The 17,585-nt window shown below is 69.3% G+C and carries 18 protein-coding genes, 1 pseudogene and 1 riboswitch; of the genes and pseudogenes, 7 read left to right on the top strand and 12 right to left on the bottom strand.

Going from position 1 to position 17,585, the window contains the following annotated elements:
- Nucleotides 1-34: 34 nt before the first annotated feature.
- A complete protein-coding gene (locus ACIBKX_RS32070; RefSeq protein ID WP_363269780.1) occupies nt 35-2,137 on the bottom strand; it encodes a hypothetical protein in 2,103 nt (700 codons plus the stop codon).
- A 38-nt stretch (nt 2,138-2,175) separates the two neighbouring features.
- Nucleotides 2,176-3,147 (bottom strand): glucosyl-3-phosphoglycerate synthase, encoded by a 972-nt coding sequence (locus tag ACIBKX_RS32065; protein WP_363269781.1) that lies wholly within the window; start codon nt 3,145-3,147, stop codon nt 2,176-2,178.
- 156 nt (nt 3,148-3,303) lie between these two features.
- A riboswitch (SAM riboswitch) is annotated at nt 3,304-3,433 on the top strand.
- 17 nt (nt 3,434-3,450) lie between these two features.
- Between ACIBKX_RS32065 and thrC the strand changes: the two genes are divergently transcribed.
- The 4 genes from thrC to groL all read left to right on the top strand — a co-directional run bounded on the left by thrC (nt 3,451) and on the right by groL (nt 7,732).
- On the top strand, nt 3,451-4,755 hold the full coding sequence (thrC, locus tag ACIBKX_RS32060) for a threonine synthase (RefSeq protein ID WP_363269782.1): 1,305 nt from the start codon (nt 3,451-3,453) through the stop codon (nt 4,753-4,755).
- 101 nt (nt 4,756-4,856) lie between these two features.
- The gene (locus tag ACIBKX_RS32055) at nt 4,857-5,132 is read left to right on the top strand and encodes a MoaD/ThiS family protein (protein WP_363269783.1); all 276 of its coding nucleotides are present in this window, start codon (nt 4,857-4,859) and stop codon (nt 5,130-5,132) included.
- A 450-nt stretch (nt 5,133-5,582) separates the two neighbouring features.
- Nucleotides 5,583-5,786 carry a cold-shock protein gene (locus ACIBKX_RS32050; protein ID WP_005315736.1) on the top strand — a complete coding sequence of 68 codons (204 nt, stop codon included), beginning with the start codon at nt 5,583-5,585 and terminating at the stop codon, nt 5,784-5,786.
- A 320-nt stretch (nt 5,787-6,106) separates the two neighbouring features.
- Nucleotides 6,107-7,732: a chaperonin GroEL gene (groL, locus tag ACIBKX_RS32045; protein ID WP_363269784.1), complete on the top strand. Its 1,626-nt coding sequence runs from the start codon at nt 6,107-6,109 to the stop codon at nt 7,730-7,732.
- Nucleotides 7,733-7,814: 82 nt separating this feature from the next.
- Here groL and ACIBKX_RS32040 read toward each other — a convergent pair whose 3' ends face one another.
- From ACIBKX_RS32040 to ACIBKX_RS32015, 6 genes and pseudogenes are all read right to left on the bottom strand, one after another.
- Nucleotides 7,815-8,075 carry a Txe/YoeB family addiction module toxin gene (locus ACIBKX_RS32040; RefSeq protein ID WP_363269785.1) on the bottom strand — a complete coding sequence of 87 codons (261 nt, stop codon included), beginning with the start codon at nt 8,073-8,075 and terminating at the stop codon, nt 7,815-7,817.
- Nucleotides 8,072-8,323 (bottom strand): type II toxin-antitoxin system prevent-host-death family antitoxin, encoded by a 252-nt coding sequence (locus ACIBKX_RS32035; protein WP_363269786.1) that lies wholly within the window; start codon nt 8,321-8,323, stop codon nt 8,072-8,074. Before ACIBKX_RS32035 ends, ACIBKX_RS32040 begins: the two co-directional genes overlap by 4 nt.
- 78 nt (nt 8,324-8,401) lie before the next feature.
- Nucleotides 8,402-9,661 carry a hypothetical protein gene (locus tag ACIBKX_RS32030; RefSeq protein WP_363269787.1) on the bottom strand — a complete coding sequence of 420 codons (1,260 nt, stop codon included), beginning with the start codon at nt 9,659-9,661 and terminating at the stop codon, nt 8,402-8,404.
- A gap of 363 nt (nt 9,662-10,024) precedes the next feature.
- Nucleotides 10,025-10,456 (bottom strand): annotated as a pseudogene (locus ACIBKX_RS32025) (hypothetical protein); the annotation flags it as partial.
- A 293-nt stretch (nt 10,457-10,749) separates the two neighbouring features.
- A complete protein-coding gene (locus ACIBKX_RS32020; RefSeq protein WP_363269788.1) occupies nt 10,750-10,965 on the bottom strand; it encodes a DUF397 domain-containing protein in 216 nt (71 codons plus the stop codon).
- Nucleotides 10,946-11,788: a helix-turn-helix transcriptional regulator gene (locus ACIBKX_RS32015; RefSeq protein WP_363269789.1), complete on the bottom strand. Its 843-nt coding sequence runs from the start codon at nt 11,786-11,788 to the stop codon at nt 10,946-10,948. Before ACIBKX_RS32015 ends, ACIBKX_RS32020 begins: the two co-directional genes overlap by 20 nt.
- Nucleotides 11,789-11,902: 114 nt before the next feature.
- On the opposite strand from ACIBKX_RS32015, the gene ACIBKX_RS32010 reads away from it, so the two are divergent.
- The gene (locus tag ACIBKX_RS32010) at nt 11,903-12,124 is read left to right on the top strand and encodes a hypothetical protein (RefSeq protein WP_363269790.1); all 222 of its coding nucleotides are present in this window, start codon (nt 11,903-11,905) and stop codon (nt 12,122-12,124) included.
- Nucleotides 12,121-12,318 carry a hypothetical protein gene (locus ACIBKX_RS32005; RefSeq protein WP_363269791.1) on the top strand — a complete coding sequence of 66 codons (198 nt, stop codon included), beginning with the start codon at nt 12,121-12,123 and terminating at the stop codon, nt 12,316-12,318. The genes ACIBKX_RS32010 and ACIBKX_RS32005 overlap by 4 nt, the downstream gene beginning before the upstream one ends.
- Nucleotides 12,319-12,333: 15 nt before the next feature.
- Here ACIBKX_RS32005 and ACIBKX_RS32000 read toward each other — a convergent pair whose 3' ends face one another.
- The 4 genes from ACIBKX_RS32000 to ACIBKX_RS31985 form a co-directional block, all read right to left on the bottom strand.
- The gene (locus ACIBKX_RS32000) at nt 12,334-13,098 is read right to left on the bottom strand and encodes a polysaccharide deacetylase family protein (RefSeq protein WP_363269792.1); all 765 of its coding nucleotides are present in this window, start codon (nt 13,096-13,098) and stop codon (nt 12,334-12,336) included.
- A 131-nt stretch (nt 13,099-13,229) separates the two neighbouring features.
- The gene (locus tag ACIBKX_RS31995) at nt 13,230-13,610 is read right to left on the bottom strand and encodes a peptidase inhibitor family I36 protein (RefSeq protein WP_363269793.1); all 381 of its coding nucleotides are present in this window, start codon (nt 13,608-13,610) and stop codon (nt 13,230-13,232) included.
- Between the two features lie 367 nt (nt 13,611-13,977).
- Nucleotides 13,978-14,862: a hypothetical protein gene (locus ACIBKX_RS31990; protein WP_363269794.1), complete on the bottom strand. Its 885-nt coding sequence runs from the start codon at nt 14,860-14,862 to the stop codon at nt 13,978-13,980.
- The gene (locus ACIBKX_RS31985) at nt 14,859-16,346 is read right to left on the bottom strand and encodes an AMP-binding protein (protein WP_363269795.1); all 1,488 of its coding nucleotides are present in this window, start codon (nt 16,344-16,346) and stop codon (nt 14,859-14,861) included. Before ACIBKX_RS31985 ends, ACIBKX_RS31990 begins: the two co-directional genes overlap by 4 nt.
- A 188-nt stretch (nt 16,347-16,534) precedes the next feature.
- Here ACIBKX_RS31985 and ACIBKX_RS31980 point away from each other — a divergent pair, with 188 nt between their 5' ends.
- Complete coding sequence (locus ACIBKX_RS31980; protein ID WP_363269796.1) at nt 16,535-17,578, top strand: helix-turn-helix transcriptional regulator; 1,044 nt, start codon at nt 16,535-16,537, stop codon at nt 17,576-17,578.
- The last annotated feature ends 7 nt before the right edge of the window (nt 17,579-17,585 follow it).

Below are 17,585 nucleotides of genomic sequence, written 5' to 3'. Positions count from 1 at the left end.
GCCGTATACGACGGGGTGGTGCGCTGCTGCGGGACTAGTCCCGCTTTCTGCGCGCCGCCGTCATCGCCAGCACGCCCAGCGCGCACAGAGCGGTCGCGATACCCGCGTACAGCAGCGTGTCCGAGTCACCGCCCGTCTCGGCCAGCTCACCGGAGGCGGAGGCACCGCGGTTCGCGTCCGGCCCGTGCGGCGGGATCACCCGCCCCTGCTGGCGCTGCGCGAGGATCGCCGAGGTGCACGGATCGTCGCCGCCCCGCTCGTACTTGGGGCAGTTGCTGCCGGGCGCGGTCACGGTGATCACCCGGATCTCACCCGCCGTGCAGGGGACCTTCACGCGCTGCGTGACGGTGACCTCGCCGTGCGGTTCGACGTCGCCCTTCCAGACGTACGAAGAACCCTTCTTGGTGACCGTCCCGCTGCTCGCGACGGGCGTCGAGCCGGGGGTGACCGGCCAGGTGGTGGTGGCGCCGGTGCGGGTGCTGCCGGAGGGGTTCTTGAGGGTGATGGTGTTCTTCACGGTGCTGCACACCGGTGCGGTGCGCCGCTCGGGGACATTGCTGACGACGAGCTTCGGCTGCTTGCGCTCGATGGCCGGCGCGGCCCCGCACTTGAGGTCGGTGCTGCCCGCGTCGCAGTTGGAGCGCGGGGACTCCACGTCGACGTTGTTGAGCAGCTTGCCGTCACCGCTGACCGGGTCCTTGACCTTGACCGAGTACGTCACGGTGGCGGTCTGCCCGGCCGGGATGTCGCCGGCGTAGCTGATCTTCGGCTCGGTGTACGAGGCGTCGCCGATGCTCGCCTTCGCGTCGTCGTTGTACGTGGCGTCGTCGAGGTTGTCGGTGAGGTCGTCGCTGAACTTGGCGTTCGGGTAGTCGAGCTTGCTGATGTTCTTCGCCTTGACCGTGTACGTCAGGGTGCCGCCGGGCTGCACCGTCTTCGGGGACGCCGTCTTGGTCACCTCCAGGTCGGGGACCGGGACGGAGAGCGCAAGGGCCGAGGGGACGTACGTGTCGCCCTTGGTGGTGAAGCTCAGCGTCGTGGAGGTCGCGCCCACGGGGATCGGCTCGGCGCCGGGGGCGCGGGACGCGCCGCCCGTGACATCGAACTCCTTGGCGTCGATGGAGAGGTTGTTGGTCATCTTCGGGGCGAGGGCGCCGTCGTCCTCGCTGATGAAGAAGTTGTTGGTGCCGCCCGTGTGCGCCTCGGTCATGTTCTGGCCGCCGACCAGGAACCGGTCGCCGGAGGTGTTCCAGTCGCCCTCGTACGCGGTGACGCTCGCGCGCGGCTTTCCGTTCGTGCGGTAGAAGCCGTCGACCTGCACGCTGGTGGCGGGGGAGGTGGAGCGCTGCAGGACGTGGCCGCCGTACACGTAGACGTTGCGGCGATCGGGCGCGTACCGCTCGTTCGGGGCGTCGTACCGGTAGACGACCGTCATGGACCAGCCCGCGACGCAGCCCTTGCCGGTCGGCGCCCAGATGTCGCCGACCGCGACCGGTACGGGCGTCCCGGTGCCGGTCACGCCCGCGAACAGGCCCGTGATGTCGGCCTCGCCGGTGTAGTAGTGCGGGCCGTTGGTCGACGCCGGGTCCTTGACCAGGTTCGTCGGGGCGACCTTCGAGGGCGCGGCCCCGTTCACGCCGACCGAGGGCACCGCGGCGAGCGGGTCGCCGGGCGAGGGCAGCACATCGGCGCCGGAGATGTCGCACCGCTTGAGCTGCGCGCCGCTCGGGCCCTTGTACGTCCCGTCGTTGCCGCCGAAGAAGAGCCGGGCGTACGCCACCTTCGCGCCCGGCGGGATCGCGACCCGGCCGGTGCTCGACCCGTGGTCGGGGTCCATGCCGGCGGTGTTGATCCGCCGCATGACGAAGGTGTTGTTGTTGTCCCTGCCCTCGCCCTGCGCGGCGGTGGCACAGCGCGCCGCCATGTCCGCGGGGGTCGTCGGGCAGCCCATGACCGTGTTGCCGATGGTCTTGAAGTCGCCGTACAGCGAGTCGTCGTACCGCTTGGCGAAGGGCTCGATCACATCCGCCGCGGCCGGCACGGCGGCGGCAGCGCCGAGTGTGGTGGCGGCTAGGGCGGTGGCCATGGTCAGGCCGCCGAGGCGGCCGATCCTGTTGATTGCGTGTCTGACCCACATAAGTGGAAAACCTAGACATCACGCACTAAATCATATGGTTACGCCACGCGTCGGGCCGCATACTCGGCGACATCCACCATCGGCGGCCGCTCCTCCGTGTCCACGGGATACGTCCGCGGCACGAATCCCTGCTCGCCCCGCTCGAACTGCGTCAGCTCCGGCCGTACGAGATGTCCGCGGGCCAGCCGCAGCTGTGCCGTCCGGTAGATCGCCGCCGCCATCCGGCCGAGCGCCTGCCCGTCCTGGTGGCGGTGCCTGCGCACCCCGACGTCGACCTGCGCGAGCGCGTCGAGGCCCACCGTGTGCAGCGCGTCGACGAGCAGGCCGAGCTCCACCCCGTACCCGACGGGGAACGGCAGCCGTTCGAGCAGCGACCTGCGCGCCGCGTACTCGCCGCCCAGCGGCTGCACGAACCCGGCGAGCTGCGGCCAGTGCATGTTGAGCAGCGGGCGCGCCATCAGCTCGGTCACCCGGCCGCCCTGACCCGCGGTCTTGCCGGAGGCGAGCAAATCCGACTCGGTGCCGAGCGGCCGGTCGTACATCGCCTTCACGAAGTCCACGTCGGGCTCCGTCAGGAGCGGACCCACGATCCCCGACACGAAGTCCGCGGAGAACTCCTTCAGGTCCGCGTCGATGAACGCGACGATGTCACCGCCCGTCACCAGCAGCGAGCGCCACAGCACCTCGCCCTTGCCGGGCACGGCCGGGATGCGCGGCAGGATCTCGTCCCGGTGCACGACCCGCGCACCGGCCTGACCCGCGACCTCCGCCGTGCGGTCCCGCGAGCCGGAGTCGATCACCACGAGCTCGTCGACCAGCGGCGTCCGCTCCACCAGCTCGCGGCGGATCTCGGCGACGATCTCGCCGACCGTCTCCTCCTCGTCGAGCGCCGGGAGCACGACGCTCACCGAGGCGCCGGACGCCCGCTTGGCGGCGGCCAGCCGGTCAAGGGGACGGTCGGCGACGGACCAGGAACGCCTGCTCAGCCAGCGCTCGACCTCTTCCAGCACGGTCAGGGTCCTCCCGTTTGTGATCCATCTCGCGGTTCGGACGACTATCTCAAGGGTCCAGGGCTTCGGTTACAGTCTTGAACAACGCGGATGACCATCGCATGTCGGGGGTCATCACGTGACAAATGCACCGGGACCGCGAGCCCGGCGCCATACCGCTCATCCAGAGGGGCAGAGGGATACGGCCCGTTGAAGCCCCGGCAACCCTCCCGCCGACCGACGAGGTCACGGTGGGGAAGGTGCCAATTCCGTCTCGCGGCGAGATGCGTCGCGAGGAAGATGAGGAGAAAGGGCCTCGCCTCCATGGCTGCGCAGACCGTCGAAACGAACGACACCACCGCGACCACGCTTTCCGTAGACCTCGGCCCCGCTTCGGGCCTCTCCTGCCGCGAGTGCGGCGAGCTCTACGCCCTCGGCCCTATCTTCGCCTGTCAGGCCTGTTTCGGCCCGCTCGAAGTCGCCTACGACCTGCCCACCGGCGACCCGGAAGCCCTGCGCAAGCAGATCGAGGCCGGGCCCGCCAACATCTGGCGCTACGCCCCGCTGCTCCCCGTCCCCGCCGACGTGGCCGACAAGCCGAACCTGAACCCCGGCTGGACCAAGCTGGTCAAGGCCGACAACCTCGCCCGTGAACTCGGCGTCGAGCAGGGCAAGTTGTTCGTCAAGGACGACTCCGGCAACCCCACGCACTCCTTCAAGGACCGTGTCGTGGCGCAGGCGCTCGAGGCTGCGCGCGCCTTCGGGTTCACGACCCTTTCGTGCTCTTCGACGGGCAACCTCGCCGGCGCCGTCGGTGCCGCCGCTGCCCGCGCCGGGTTCCGCTCCTGCGTGTTCATCCCGCACGACCTGGAGCAGGGCAAGGTCGTCATGGCCGCGGTGTACGGCGGCGAGCTCGTCGGCATCGAGGGCAACTACGACGACGTGAACCGCTTCTGCTCCGAGCTCATCGGCGACCCGCTGGGCGAGGGCTGGGGCTTCGTCAACGTCAACCTGCGGCCGTACTACGGCGAGGGCTCCAAGACCCTCGCGTACGAGATCTGCGAGCAGCTGGGCTGGGTCCTGCCGGACCAGCTGGTCATCCCGATCGCCTCCGGCTCCCAGCTCACGAAGATCGACAAGGGGCTGAAGGAGCTGATCGCGCTCGGCCTCGTCGAGGACAAGCCGTACAAGATCTTCGGCGCCCAGGCGGAGGGCTGCTCTCCGGTGTCGGCCGCGTTCAAGGCGGGGCACGACGTCGTACGCCCCCAGAAGCCGAACACGATCGCCAAGTCGCTGGCGATCGGCAATCCGGCCGACGGGCCGTACGTGCTGGACATCGCGCGGCGTACGGGTGGTGCGGTGGAGGACGTGAACGACGAGCAGGTGGTCGACGCGATCAAGATCCTCGCCCGCACCGAGGGGATCTTCGCCGAGACCGCGGGTGGTGTGACGGTCGGCGTCACGAAGAAGCTGATCGAGGCGGGGCTCATCGACCCGTCCCTCACCACGGTGGTGTTGAACACCGGTGACGGCCTCAAGACCCTCGACGCCGTTGCCGAGACGTCTCAGGCGACCGCGACCATTCGCCCCAGCCTGGATGCGTTCCGCGCCGCGGGTCTTGCCGGTTAGCCGCCGCAGGGCCTGAGCCTTCTTCCCCGACTGCGGGACCGTTGTGGTTGGTCGCGCAGTTCCCGCGCCCCTTCGGGGCCCGTACTACCGAGGTGAACCCCATGAGCGTCAACGTCCGCATCCCCACCATCCTCCGTACCTACACCGGCGGGCAGGCCGAGGTCGCCGCCGAAGGGGCGACCCTCTCCGAGGTCATCGCCGACCTGGAGAAGAACCACGCCGGTATCGCCGCCCGCGTCCTGGACGACCAGGGCAAGCTGCGCCGCTTCGTGAACGTGTACGTCAATGACGACGACGTCCGTTTCGAGCAGGGCCTGGAGACGGCGACGCCGGACGGCGCGGGCGTCTCGATCATTCCGGCCGTCGCCGGCGGCTGATCAATCCGGCACAGGGCCGGCGGCTGATCTTTCCGCAAGTACCCTGCGTAACCTCAATTGCCCCCTCCGCGAGAGAAGCGGAGGGGGCAATTCTGCATGGTTGAGCGCGGTACAGTTGGGAAACGAGCTTCTCCGTTTGTGCCGAGCGCATATACGAAGTCGGCGCGGGGCCGACAAGAAGTAGCCAAAGTGCACTGCCCATTTGAGCCTTTCGCGGCACTTGTCCGGCCCGACTTGCCCTGAACTCCGGCAAATTCTCCGCATATCTGCGATCGGGCGTGCCCAGAATTCTCGTCCGATTGACCTGTTGCAGACGGCAGTTGGACAGATACATTCAGCCGCGGTCGACGCGTTCCGGCGCACACCTCCACAACCCATTGGGGGGGTGAGGTCTGACCCGGGTCCGCGAAGTGCGGTCCTGTGCAAGGGCCAGTAATAGGGGAGTTAGGCATGGCTCAGGGCACCGTCAAGTGGTTCAACGCGGAGAAGGGGTACGGCTTCATCGCGGTCGACGGTGGTGCGGATGTTTTCGTCCACTACAGCGCGATCCAGATGGACGGCTACCGCACCCTGGAAGAAGGTCAGCGAGTCGAGTTCGAGATCTCGCAGGGCCAGAAGGGTCCGCAGGCGGACATGGTCAAGCTCGCCGTCTGATCACGGAGCGATCGGCCAGCGACTTATCGAGCGACGAGGGGCCCGTATCCCGGCAGGGGTACGGGCCCCTCGTGTGTGCTCGTGGTCCGGCTGGGGCAGGGCGTCAGCGGTCCCGCTTCTCGGGAGCACCTTGCACTCGGGTGGGTCGAGTGCTAATCATTGGCGTTAGCACTCTCCCAGTGAGAGTGACAGAACTTGGATCGGGTCGGTGAGGTCCGCAGGCCGAGTGGGGCAAGGAACCACAAGGCACGCAGGCCGTCCGTCGCGGGCACCAGCACGGTCCGTTTGCATTTCCACCCCGTCCGGGAGGACCACTTCACATGGCCAAGATCATCGCGTTCGACGAGGAGGCACGGCGCGGCCTCGAGCGCGGCATGAACCAGCTCGCCGACGCCGTCAAGGTGACCCTGGGCCCCAAGGGTCGCAACGTCGTCCTCGAGAAGAAGTGGGGCGCCCCCACGATCACCAACGATGGTGTCTCCATCGCCAAGGAGATCGAGCTCGAGGACCCGTACGAGAAGATCGGCGCCGAGCTGGTCAAGGAGGTCGCGAAGAAGACGGACGACGTCGCCGGTGACGGCACGACGACCGCGACCGTCCTGGCCCAGGCCCTGGTGCGCGAGGGTCTGCGCAACGTGGCCGCCGGTGCCAACCCGATGGCCCTCAAGCGCGGCATCGAGAAGGCCGTCGAGGCCGTCTCGGGCGCCCTGCTCGAGCAGGCGAAGGATGTCGAGACCAAGGAGCAGATCGCTTCGACGGCCTCCATCTCCGCCGCCGACACCCAGATCGGCGAGCTCATCGCCGAGGCCATGGACAAGGTCGGCAAGGAAGGCGTCATCACCGTCGAGGAGTCGCAGACCTTCGGTCTGGAGCTTGAGCTCACCGAGGGCATGCGCTTCGACAAGGGCTACATCTCGGCGTACTTCGCGACCGACATGGAGCGCATGGAGGCGGCCCTGGATGACCCGTACATCCTGATCGTCAACTCCAAGATCTCCAACGTGAAGGACCTCCTTCCGCTCCTGGAGAAGGTCATGCAGTCGGGCAAGCCGCTGCTGATCATCGCCGAGGACGTCGAGGGCGAGGCCCTGTCCACGCTGGTCGTCAACAAGATCCGTGGCACCTTCAAGTCCGTCGCCGTCAAGGCCCCGGGCTTCGGTGACCGCCGCAAGGCCATGCTCGGCGACATCGCCATCCTCACCGGTGGCACGGTCATCTCCGAGGAGGTCGGCCTCAAGCTGGAGAACGCCGGTCTCGACCTGCTCGGCCGCGCCCGCAAGGTCGTCATCACCAAGGACGAGACGACCATCGTCGACGGCGCCGGTGACAGCGACCAGGTCCAGGGCCGCGTCAACCAGATCCGCGCCGAGATCGAGAACAGCGACTCGGACTACGACCGCGAGAAGCTCCAGGAGCGCCTGGCGAAGCTCGCGGGCGGCGTGGCGGTCATCAAGGCCGGTGCCGCGACCGAGGTCGAGCTCAAGGAGCGCAAGCACCGCATCGAGGACGCCGTTCGCAACGCGAAGGCGGCCGTCGAGGAGGGCATCGTCGCCGGTGGTGGCGTGGCGCTCCTGCAGGCCTCCCAGGTGTTCGAGAAGCTGGAGCTCGAGGGCGACGAGGCCACCGGTGCCGCCGCTGTGAAGCTGGCCCTGGAGGCCCCGCTGAAGCAGATCGCCGTCAACGCCGGCCTTGAGGGCGGTGTCGTCGTCGAGAAGGTGCGCAACCTGACCGTCGGCCACGGCCTGAACGCCGCGTCCGGTGAGTACGTGGACATGATCGCCGAGGGCATCCTCGACCCGGCGAAGGTGACGCGCTCTGCCCTGCAGAACGCCGCCTCCATCGCCGCGCTGTTCCTCACCACCGAGGCCGTCATCGCCGACAAGCCGGAGAAGGCCGCCGCGGGCGCCGCTCCGGGCGGCATGCCGGGCGGTGACATGGACTTCTGATCGACCTCTGGTTGATCACTGTCCTTACGTTCCGAGGGCGGCACTCCTTCTCACGAAGGGGTGCCGCCCTCGGGCGTTCGCTTCACCGTTCGTAGTGGTAGCGGCAGGCCGCGACGCGGATCTCGTCCTCGACGACCTTGTAGACGAGCCGGTGCTCGTCGGTGATGCGGCGGGACCAGTAGCCCTGGAAGCCGTGCTTGAGAGGTTCCGGTTTGCCGATGCCCTCGTTGCCGTTGCGGGCGATGTCCTGGAGGAGCGTGTTGATTCGCTTCAGCACCCTACGGTCCTGGGCCTGCCACCAGATGTAGTCGGCCCAGCTGGACTCGTCCCAGACGAATTTCACTCGGCGAGCTCCCGGACCGTGCCGCCGCCGGTCTCCAGGCGGTCGATGGAGGCCAGGAGGCGACGGGCGTTCTCCGGGCTCCGCAGCAGGTAGGCCGTCTCCTTGAGGGACTCGTACTCCTCAAGTGCCACGATCACCACCGGCTCATGGCCCGCGCGGGTCACTATCACCTCCTCGCGGTCGTCGGTGACGGCGCTGAGCGTCTCGGCGTACTTCGCCCGCGACTCGGTGTAGGTCATCGTTCGCATCGGGGCCTCCTCAAGAACGTACAGTTTCCTGTACGTACAGGAAACTGTACGCCGGAGTCGCAGAGGTGCCAAGCCGCTTTACGGCAGCTGGTCCAGGATCCACGTGCAGAGCTCCTCGGTGACCAGGGTGTGGCCCTCGTTCTGCGAGGCGCAGCGGTATGCGTCCAGTTCGCTCTGCTCGGTGTCCGCGAAGGGCTCGTACAGCCGGTCGTGGGTGTCGACGTCGCGCAGGGCGATCGCGCTCACCGTCGGTACGAAGCAGTGCTCCCGTTCATCGGCCTCCGAGCCGAGGCCGATGAACGCGGGGATCTTGTTCAGCTCGTCGGCGAGGATGCCGAAGCCCTCCAGCGTGCCGCCCGGCGCGCCGTCGATCTCCGGCAGGCCCGTGGTGAGGATCTGGGGCCTGCGCAGGGTCACGACCCTCAGCTGGGCGACGAGCTGGTCCTCGCCGGCGGGCTGGGAGTAGAGGTGGGTGCCGGTGATGGCGAGGCCCTTGCCGTGGAACGCCCGTACTCCGGGGTCGATGCCGTTGCCCTCGCCCGTCCGCACTCCGTTGGCCACGCCGATCTTCCGGGGCCGCCGGGGCCAGCCGCCGACCCGCGCCAACTCGGCGAGGAACTCGGACCGTTCCTTGTCCGTCTCGGGGGAGTCCTTCCACTCGGCGATGTGCTGCCACAGGAGCTGGCGGGCCGCCGGGCTGTTCATCTGCTCCGAGAACGCGGCGTTCAGGGGCCGGATGTAGTGGGCGAAGGCCTGCAGCGCGATGGGGACCCAGGCGCCGCGGTGCGGGCTGTCGTACGAGAAGTAGAGCCCGGTGCCGTGGTCCTCCTCCTCGTGCTCCATCTTGGCGAGCGCATAGCGCGTGACGAGGCCGCCCATGCTGAAGCCGCCCACAGTGAGCGGGTGGCTGCCGTTGCGCCGGGCGAGCGCCTCCAGGATCGCGGCGCGGGCGACGGCGGCGTTGTCGAGGATCGACGCACTGCGCTCCTCGAAGCCGAGGATGACGACGTCCCTGTCGCGGGCCCGCAACTGGCTGATGAACGGGAACTCGCCCCGCTCCAGACCCTCCCAGAGGAAGTCGGGATCGGTCGGCCCCGTGTTGAACCCGTCGGCGAGAATCACCGGACGCCGCAGCCCCTGCTCGGGATCGGCGAGATACACCCACGCCGTACCGCCGGGCAGCGTCCACTCCTGGTCCGGCTCGGGCGCGGCCTCGTAGACCTCCCGGGGGCCCGGGGCGAGGGTGATGTGGGCGGCGGACCGCCAGGCCTCGACGATCTGCTGCTCGTCGGCTTCGGTGGGTGCGGTGGGCTCGTTGGGCTGGTTCGGTCCGGTCATGAAGGGTCCCCTCCGGTTGTGCCGCTTCGATGACGTTCGGTGCCATCTTGGCTACGTCAGGTAGCACTCATGCGGGGGCCCAAATCCTTTCGGACAGCGGCGCGTTGGCTGTTTTCCCTTGTGCGGTACGTGATCGGGGACGGCCGCGGCCGACGCCTCCAGCGGCAGCGCGGCGGGACCGGACGGGGGCGGCGCCCGCGCCAGTGCGCAACTCGGTCAGCTTCCGCCGACCGGGGCGGGCGAAGTATGTCGCGAAGGTGACCGCGGGGATCATGATCGTTGAAGCGTCCATGCAGAAGCGGAAGCAGCCGAAGAGCATGGGCAGGGCGGCACGGGTACTGGTGACGCGTGCCCGCCCTCGGGTGTTAGGGCGGGGGCCGTCCTGCCGAGGGCCGCGAGGAGGATGAAGGCTCGGCTTCGGGTGGGGCGTTGCCGGGTGCGTTCCTCTGATTCCGGTACGTCCCCTCGCGTGAACGTCGCCCACCAGTCGTTGTCCCGCGCCGTCCGCGAGAACCACGTTCGGGTGATCCAGCGGGCGCTGCCGGTGCCGCGTACGTGTTCGCGTCCCCGCCTCAAGTGGCCTGCCGCCTGAAGCCTGTTGAGGGCCGTGCGGAGGGCGCATTGGCCGTACGGGAGGTGCTTGGCCAGGGTCTTTACGGAGATGTCCGTGCCGTCGGGGAGGCGGTCCAGGTACGCGGCGACGGCTGCCTCGCGGGGCGGGAGGTGGGTGAAGTCGGCTGCCGTGCGGGGTTGTTGATCTGGGGCGGAGCGTTTTCCGTAGCCCGGGTTGGCCATGGGGTGGGAGTCCGCCTGCGGGTCCGCGTGCGTGGGACGGAAGGCAGCACTAAGCTTGGCGTCAGCCATGGGATCGAGTCTCTTTCGATCTTGTTGGTCAAACCCCCGCAGGTGTTCCAGCACCGGGCGGGGGTTGTTCGTTATGCGGGCACGCTAGAGTTTCGTCACGCTGCGTGGCACGTCAAGTTCCGAAAGTGATCGAGTTGGCCAACTCGCAGGGAGGGAGGGCGGGTTGAGGCCCGCCTCCCGTTCCTTGAAAAGGGGGCTTGGGGCTCGTGGCTTGAGCCTCGGGGTTAGTTGGCCTTCAGGTTCACGATGAAAGTGGACCAGCTTCCGGCCCGGAACATGAGCTTCGGGCCGGTGGGGTTCTTGGAGTCCCGTACGGGGACGATGCCCGGGTGCCCGGTGGCGACTTCGAGGCAGTCGCCGCCGCTGCCGCCGCTGTAGCTGGACTTGTGCCAGACAGCTGCGGTCAGTTCGTACTCGTACTCACGGGTGTTGTTCTCCATGCTCGTAATCCTGCGCCACCGAATCCACCAGGGCCAGGGAATCCCGAGGCGAGAGTGCTGCCGCCTGGAGCAGGTTGAACAGCAGGGTGTGTCGGGCGACTGTGGCGGGGTCGTCGAGGAGCTTCCCCATGTTCGGGCCTTCCACGAAGGAGAGCGGGGGAGCGTCCTCGAACTCCATCAGCTTCAAGTTGCCCTCCATTGCGGCGTGCGCCCCCGCCCCGAACGGCAGTACCTGCACGATGATGCGACGCTTGCGCGCAAGGCCTGCCATGTGACGCAGAGCCTCCGTCATCACCGCGCCGCCGCCGACCTCTCGTCTGAGGGCCGCCTCGTCAATCACGGCCCACAACAGCGGGGTTGTTGGATGGTTGAGAAGGTGGGCGCGTTCGAGGCGCACCTCCACCAGGGCGTCGATCGCGTCGTCCGTCGCCGTCGGGTGGTACGCGCGGAACACCTCTTCCGCGTACGCCTTCGTCTGGAGCAGGCCAGGGATCAGCACCGTCGCGTACTGGCTGATCATCGTCGCGACTGCCTCCGCCTCCGCAGCCTCCGCGAAGTGATCGGGGTACTTGGACTTGGCGAGAGCCCTGCAGTTACGCGCGAAGAACCCATCCGTCCCCAGAATCTCGTCTATCTGGGCGGCGTAATCGAGATGCATCCGCCGCGTCCCCGACTCCAGTTGGCCGATGAACGACCCGCTGACGAACAGCGGCGTGCCCAGCTCCTCCTGGCTTAAGCCCGCCTTCTCGCGCGCGTGCCGCAGCTCCGCGCCGAGCAGGGCGCGTGGGGACGATGAGGGGTCGAGGTCCTTTGGTCCTGGCATGGCAACTCCCGGTCGTACACGAGGGGTTGTTGAGGCGCCGTCACTTCTCAGGCTAGCGGCGCCCGGCCACGCTGGGTGAGGAATCAGCAACACTCGGTGTAAGGAGTGCAGGTCATGGCGGTAGTACGAAACGCCCAGCGGCTACGGGCCGTAGAGGAAGTCGTCGCTCAACTGCGCGCGGAACTGGACGCCTTGAGCGTCGAGTTGCCCTCGCTTCGGGTCGACCCCGTGTCGGCGGCGGGGGACGGCACCGCGTACCCCCTCGTCGATCTGGGGTGCTGCAACCTGGACACGGCGCTGCGCCTCGCCGTCGTACTGCACGAGGTGAGGCAGTGAGCGAGTACGCCGTCGACGCGCGGGACGGGCGGGTCGGTGAGGTCATGGGGCACGAGGGCGGCCTCGTGCAGCTCAGGCCGCTCGGCGGCGGGCGGGAGTGGGACTGCCCGCCGGAGTCGGTCGGTGAGGCGGGGCCGGAGGAGGTGCAGCGGGAGCGGGTGCGGCGGCTCAACAGGGAGAGCTGCTTGCCGTGAGGGAGGCCGCCGCCCTCAGCGGACCGGGAAGCCGGTGGTGTAGCCCTGCTGCTTGAGCCAGGGGAGCAGTCGGCGCAGGGCCTCGACCGTCTGGGCGCGGTCGCCGCCCGCGTCGTGGAAGAGGACGGTGGGGCCGTTCGGCAGCTCCCGCTGGACCGTGGCGACGATGGCGTCCGTGCCGGGGCGCTCGAAGTCCTTGGAGTCCACGTTCCAGCCCAGGGGGCGCATGCCACGGGAGGCGGCGAGCTTGCGGCTCGCGGGGGTGAACGCACCGCCAGGGGCCCGGTAGTACATCGGGCGTACGCCGCCGGACGCCTTGGTGATCATGCGTTCGGCGTCGAGTATCTGCTGCGACTGGTAGGCCTCGGACTTCTTGTCCATGCCGGTGTCGTGGGACACCGAGTGGTCGCAGAGGCGGTGCCCGTCCGCGACGACCTTCTTCACGAGGTCGGGGTGGGCCTGCGCCTGGGTGCCGACCATGCAGAACGTGGCCTTCACGTCGTACTCCCGCAGCAGGTCGAGCATTTGGGGGGTCCACTTGGGGTCGGGGCCGTCGTCGATGGTGATGTTGACGCCGCGCTCGCCCGCATCGGAGGCGTGCGCGATGGTCGCCGAGACCGGCTTGACGACGCTGCCCGGCGCCTTCGCCGCCGGTGGCGGGTCCTCCGCCGTACCGGCCTGCGCGCTCCACACCCCCGCACCCGTGGCGAGCATCGTCACCCCGAGCGCCGCCCCGAGCAACTTGCTGTACCAGCCCCGCCCACCGCTGTGCCGTGCCATGCCCGCCCCTTAGCGTCCAGTCCCTCGCCGCTCTCTGGTCACTTGTGACCACATGGCAGGACGGGCCTGGACGCCAAGGGGATACATCGGGACCGCTTCCGTTACAGATCGCGGACAATCACGTCGGCCGGCTACTGCGGCTTGAACGAGCGGATCTGGTAGTTGCCCTGGAGATTCCCGGCATCTCCGGCCGTGGTGGAGCCCACGCGGTCGTGGTAGTTCGTGCCCTTGTAGTACTGCTTCCTCTGGCTGGTGCTGTTGGCCACGGACAGGACGTTCAGGCCCCGCTGGATGAAGCCGCAGCTGTCGGCGGTGTTGGGCCGCTGGGTGCTGGCCCAGGCGCAGCGCTCGCCGGTGCCGTTCCAGCCGCTGTAGATGCAGAAGTAGCCGTTGGAGCAGTTGTACGCGGCGGGCGCGGGCGGGGCGGCGGGTGCCGCCAGGGCGGCCGGGGCGGTGCCGAGTGCGGCGGCCAGTGCCATCGAGGCAGTGACCATGGTTCGTGCAAGACGCATAGGGGGGTTCCCTTCTTCACGGTGCGCAGACGGAGTCAGGTGATGCCATGTGCTGTTCGTGCAGCGCCATGCCGCTGAGGCGACTCCCCTCCGGCTGCCCCAGCCGCATGGCCGGGCCCCACTGTGGCCCGCCCCGCCCCGCCGGGTCTTCAGCAATCAGCGCACACATCCTGCGCATCCAGCGCACGCGGCGGGACGGCCCCGGGCGCGGCAGAACGCCGGTCCCCGCACCCGCGTGCGGCGACCGGCGTTCCCCTTTACGACTGAACCGCGCCGATGGATCAGGCGGATCAGGTGGCGCCGTGCGCGTTGAAGCCCACCGCCGCCAGCGTCGACAGGGCGTAGCGGAGATAGCTGAGATTTGCCTTCATCCTTGTTCACCTCCTCCGGTGACTCGGTCGAGGGTCCGCGGTGTGAGCGGCTCGGCCCGCAGGTACTGCCGGGTCGGCCGTTCGACGCCGCGGGTCAGTCGCCAGTAGAGGTACTGGGCGACGATCACGGGGCCGAGGAAGACCATGACGGGGATGGTGTGCCCGATGGTGTCCTCGGCGATGAGGACGAGGACGAGTGCCGTGGTGGCGAGGCCCGTGAGCAGTGCGCACAGGGCCGCCTTCCGCCCGTACGCCTTGCGCATCACGAGCGGGAAGAGGGAGACGAGGAGCAGGTCCCCGAGGCCGATCAGGAAGCTGTCGCGCACCTCGGTGAGCCCCCAGCCCACCAAGGGGAAGAGCGGCAGCTTGGTGAGCTTGACGATGAGCTCGAACATCACGTTGAACTGCCAGGTCGCGAGGGCGTCGTAGAAGGTGAACACCGCGGCGAACACCGCCGCGTGCGCCGCCTTCAGGCCGCTCTGCGCCCACAGGTTGGCCACGCCGATCACGACGATCAGCATGATCGTGTTGTTGATCAGGAGGAACGCGTCGCTCCGTACGCCCACGGTGAGGCCCAGGACCACGTCGGCCGCGATGAGGGTGAGGACCACGGGCCAGAGCAGGCGACGCCCGATGACCGGTTCCAGTGTCACCTGCAAGGCGCCGAGGGTGAGGAACGCGAGCAGCACGACCACGACCGCCAGGGGCAGCGCCATGTAGAGGAGGGGGATGAGGACGAGGCCCGTCATCGCCATCGTCACGTCGCCCAGGTTGACGACGCCGAACGGGGGCCGGTTGATGCGCTGCCGCCGGAAGTACCACCAGCTCCCGAAGGCCGCGACGAGGGCGAAGCCGTACACGACGAGGATCGAGACGATCACGGCTGTCCCCTTCGGGCGGCGGCCGCGACCAGCGGGGCCGGCGACATGTCGCCCTCCCGCAGGTCGCAGCGGAGCGGCACCGAGCGGCGCAGTTCGTGGGGGCTGTCCACGATCCTGAGTTCGGTGAGGGGCACGCCCCGCCGTTCGAGCGCGAGGCCGATCTCCAGCCTGAGCCCGGGGGACGCCGGGGACTCCGGGGCCACCACCTCGACGACGACACCGCCCGCCGCTCCCCAGAACCCGTACCGGGCGGGCAGCGGCACACCGGGCACCGACTCCAGCGCCTCCACGACGGGCCGGACGAAGGTCCAGCCGGCGTCGTGGCGGACGGCCTGGGCGCGTTTGCCGAGGAGTTGGGCGAGCGCGGGGAGGCGGCTCATGCGGCAGTCGGGCGGTCCGGCGAGGGACTGGACGACGTCCTCGGTGTCGTAGCGCAGGAGCAGGGTGGTGTCGCGGAACGGCGGGAGCGGGGTGCCGACCAGCACGCCGGGTTCGCCGTCGGCGACCGGACGGTGCCGCCCGTCGAGGTCGAGGACCTCGACGAGGCAGGTGGCGGGCTCGTAGTGGAGGTGCCCCTGCTCGCAGCGGCCGCCGCCGAACGGCGCCAGCTCGGTCAGCGCGTAGTTCTCGTCGAACTCCAGCTCCCCGAAGACCTCCTGGGCCCGCCTGCGCAGGCCGCGCGTCAGGATCTCGCCGCCCACCAGGACCCGTTCGAGCCCGAAGTCGGCGGGCCCGTAGCCGAGGCGGCGCGCGGTCTGCACGAGCAGGGCCAGGTAGGAGGGGTGGGCGGTCAGCACGCTGATCCGGGACTTGTGGCCGGGGACCGGATGGTGTTCGGCCAGCGTCGCGAGCATCTGCTCGGGGCCGGTCATGCCGCCGACGCGGACCGCCGCCCCCACCGTCGCGGCGGCGAAGGCCGTGGCGTGGACGGCGATCCGGTTGCGGGGGCTGACCCCGATCAGGATCTGGTCGTCGGGCCGGAACGTCCGCGACTGGAACTGCGCCAGTGTGGCGAGCGTGGAGATGAGATGCAGCTCGTCGTCGGAGAGCCAGATCGTCGTGGCCCGGCCGGTCGTCCCCGTCGTCGAGCAGCAGTGGACGGCCTGCGCGCTCCTGCTGATGAAGGAGGACGGGGCGTCCCGCAGCGCCTGCTTGGACGTGACCGGGATCGAGGCGACGGAGTCATGACCGATCCCCGCCGGGTCGATGCCGAGCCGCCCGAACACCTCCGCGTAGAAGTCGGTGTCCTGCGCGGCCCGCACGGCCTGTGTGCGAAGGCGCCGCCCCTGGACCAGCTGCCGTGTCCCGGCGTCGAGCGCGGCGCCGCCGAGCAGGTCGTCGCCGTCCCCGTCGGTGATGCCGCCGAACTCCTCCTGCGCCGCCCGCATTCCGTCGAGCAGACGGTCCAGGGACCGGCGGCGGAAGGGCCGGCCTGTCGTCATCGACATGCCGAACCTCGCGGCGGCGATCGTACTCACGAACATGAGACGCCCTTTCCTCTCCTTGCCCGACCTGCTTCTCACCGCAAGTTACGAGGCGGGGGGAGGGGCCCGGTATCCCGAGATTCAGGGATGGCGGGGGCGGGCGACTGCACCCGTCCCGCTGACCCGAAAGGCGTGAAGTCGCCCGGAAATCAGGGGAGTTGGCGGGCGAGATGTGCCACGCTCGGTGCATGGTCTCGGGGATGGCCGCGGTGGGCCCGGTGGGTCGCGCGGCGCCGGAAGTGGGAGCGCGGGCCGGCACCGTGGCGGAGCTGGGCGGCGAGCTGTCGCGTCAGCTGAGCCGTGCCGTGCCGCACGACGGATATCTGCTCTCGGGGTTCGACCCCGTCAGCGGCGCACGGTGCTTCCTGGCCTGTGAGAACGGGTACGGGACGGAAGCGCGCCGCCGCATGGACCGGGCGGACGCCCTCGGCCGGACCCGGAGTCCCGTCGCCGAACTCATCGAAGGACCCTGCCCGGTCGTCGTGCTCGGCGCGGGCGCGCGGGACGAGCGTCCCGCGGTGCGCGGACTGCACGCCATCATGGCCGCCGACGCCTACGGCAGCGAGATGTGCATCGCCCTGACCCGGCGCGGCGTCACCTGGGGTGTGATGGTGCTGCTGCGCGAGCGGGGCTCCAGGCCGTTCTCGCCGACCGAGACCGTGCGCGCCGCCGAGCTCGCGGAGCCGCTCGCGCTGGCCGTGCAGCGGTATGTGACGGGAAAGCCGCTGCGTCCCCGGCTGGTGCACTTCCCGCCCGGCGTCGTCGTCATCAGCGCCGACGACCGGATCGCGGGAGTGACTTCGGCGGGACGCGACGCCCTGCGCGGCATCCTGCCGGGCGTCTACCCCACCAGCGACCAGGAGCTGTTCAGCTTCATCTGGCACATCACGTACACCGCGCGGCGCACGGCCGGCCCCGCGATCACGCGCGCCCCGACGCCGCTGGGCTGGTTCTCCCTGCACGCGCAGCCACTCGACGGGGCGACGGCGGGCGACGTCGTGGTCACGCTCCAACCGGCCCCGGCCGCCGACCTGTTGCCCGCTCTCTCCCAGTGGTACGGAATCTCCGGGAGGGAGCGGGCGGTCGTCGAGCAGGCGCTTCAGGGACAGGCGGTCAAGCAGATCGCCCGCCGTCTGGAGCTGTCGCCGCACACGGTGAACGACCACTTCAAGGCGGTCTACCGGAAGACGGGCGTGAGCAGCCGGGAGGAACTCATCGCGTGCTTGCTCTGACCGAATG

The organism is Streptomyces sp. NPDC050658, from assembly GCF_044457025.1.
Lineage (GTDB): Bacteria > Actinomycetota > Actinomycetes > Streptomycetales > Streptomycetaceae > Streptomyces.
The sequence above is the reverse complement of the archived record's forward strand: the minus strand, read 5'-3'. Positions and strand labels throughout refer to the sequence as shown.

Excerpts from the sequence above, each read along its gene's own strand:
- ACIBKX_RS32070 (WP_363269780.1), bottom strand. The coding sequence starts at position 2,137 with ATGTGGGTCAGACACGCAATCAACAGGATCGGCCGCCTCGGCGGCCTG.
- thrC (WP_363269782.1), top strand. The coding sequence starts at position 3,451 with ATGGCTGCGCAGACCGTCGAAACGAACGACACCACCGCGACCACGCTT.
- ACIBKX_RS32055 (WP_363269783.1), top strand. The coding sequence starts at position 4,857 with ATGAGCGTCAACGTCCGCATCCCCACCATCCTCCGTACCTACACCGGC.
- ACIBKX_RS32050 (WP_005315736.1), top strand. The coding sequence starts at position 5,583 with ATGGCTCAGGGCACCGTCAAGTGGTTCAACGCGGAGAAGGGGTACGGC.
- groL (WP_363269784.1), top strand. The coding sequence starts at position 6,107 with ATGGCCAAGATCATCGCGTTCGACGAGGAGGCACGGCGCGGCCTCGAG.
- ACIBKX_RS32035 (WP_363269786.1), bottom strand. The coding sequence starts at position 8,323 with ATGCGAACGATGACCTACACCGAGTCGCGGGCGAAGTACGCCGAGACG.
- ACIBKX_RS32030 (WP_363269787.1), bottom strand. The coding sequence starts at position 9,661 with ATGACCGGACCGAACCAGCCCAACGAGCCCACCGCACCCACCGAAGCC.
- ACIBKX_RS32020 (WP_363269788.1), bottom strand. The coding sequence starts at position 10,965 with ATGGAGAACAACACCCGTGAGTACGAGTACGAACTGACCGCAGCTGTC.
- ACIBKX_RS32015 (WP_363269789.1), bottom strand. The coding sequence starts at position 11,788 with ATGCCAGGACCAAAGGACCTCGACCCCTCATCGTCCCCACGCGCCCTG.
- ACIBKX_RS32010 (WP_363269790.1), top strand. The coding sequence starts at position 11,903 with ATGGCGGTAGTACGAAACGCCCAGCGGCTACGGGCCGTAGAGGAAGTC.
- ACIBKX_RS32000 (WP_363269792.1), bottom strand. The coding sequence starts at position 13,098 with ATGGCACGGCACAGCGGTGGGCGGGGCTGGTACAGCAAGTTGCTCGGG.
- ACIBKX_RS31995 (WP_363269793.1), bottom strand. The coding sequence starts at position 13,610 with ATGCGTCTTGCACGAACCATGGTCACTGCCTCGATGGCACTGGCCGCC.
- ACIBKX_RS31985 (WP_363269795.1), bottom strand. The coding sequence starts at position 16,346 with ATGTTCGTGAGTACGATCGCCGCCGCGAGGTTCGGCATGTCGATGACG.
- ACIBKX_RS31980 (WP_363269796.1), top strand. The coding sequence starts at position 16,535 with ATGGTCTCGGGGATGGCCGCGGTGGGCCCGGTGGGTCGCGCGGCGCCG.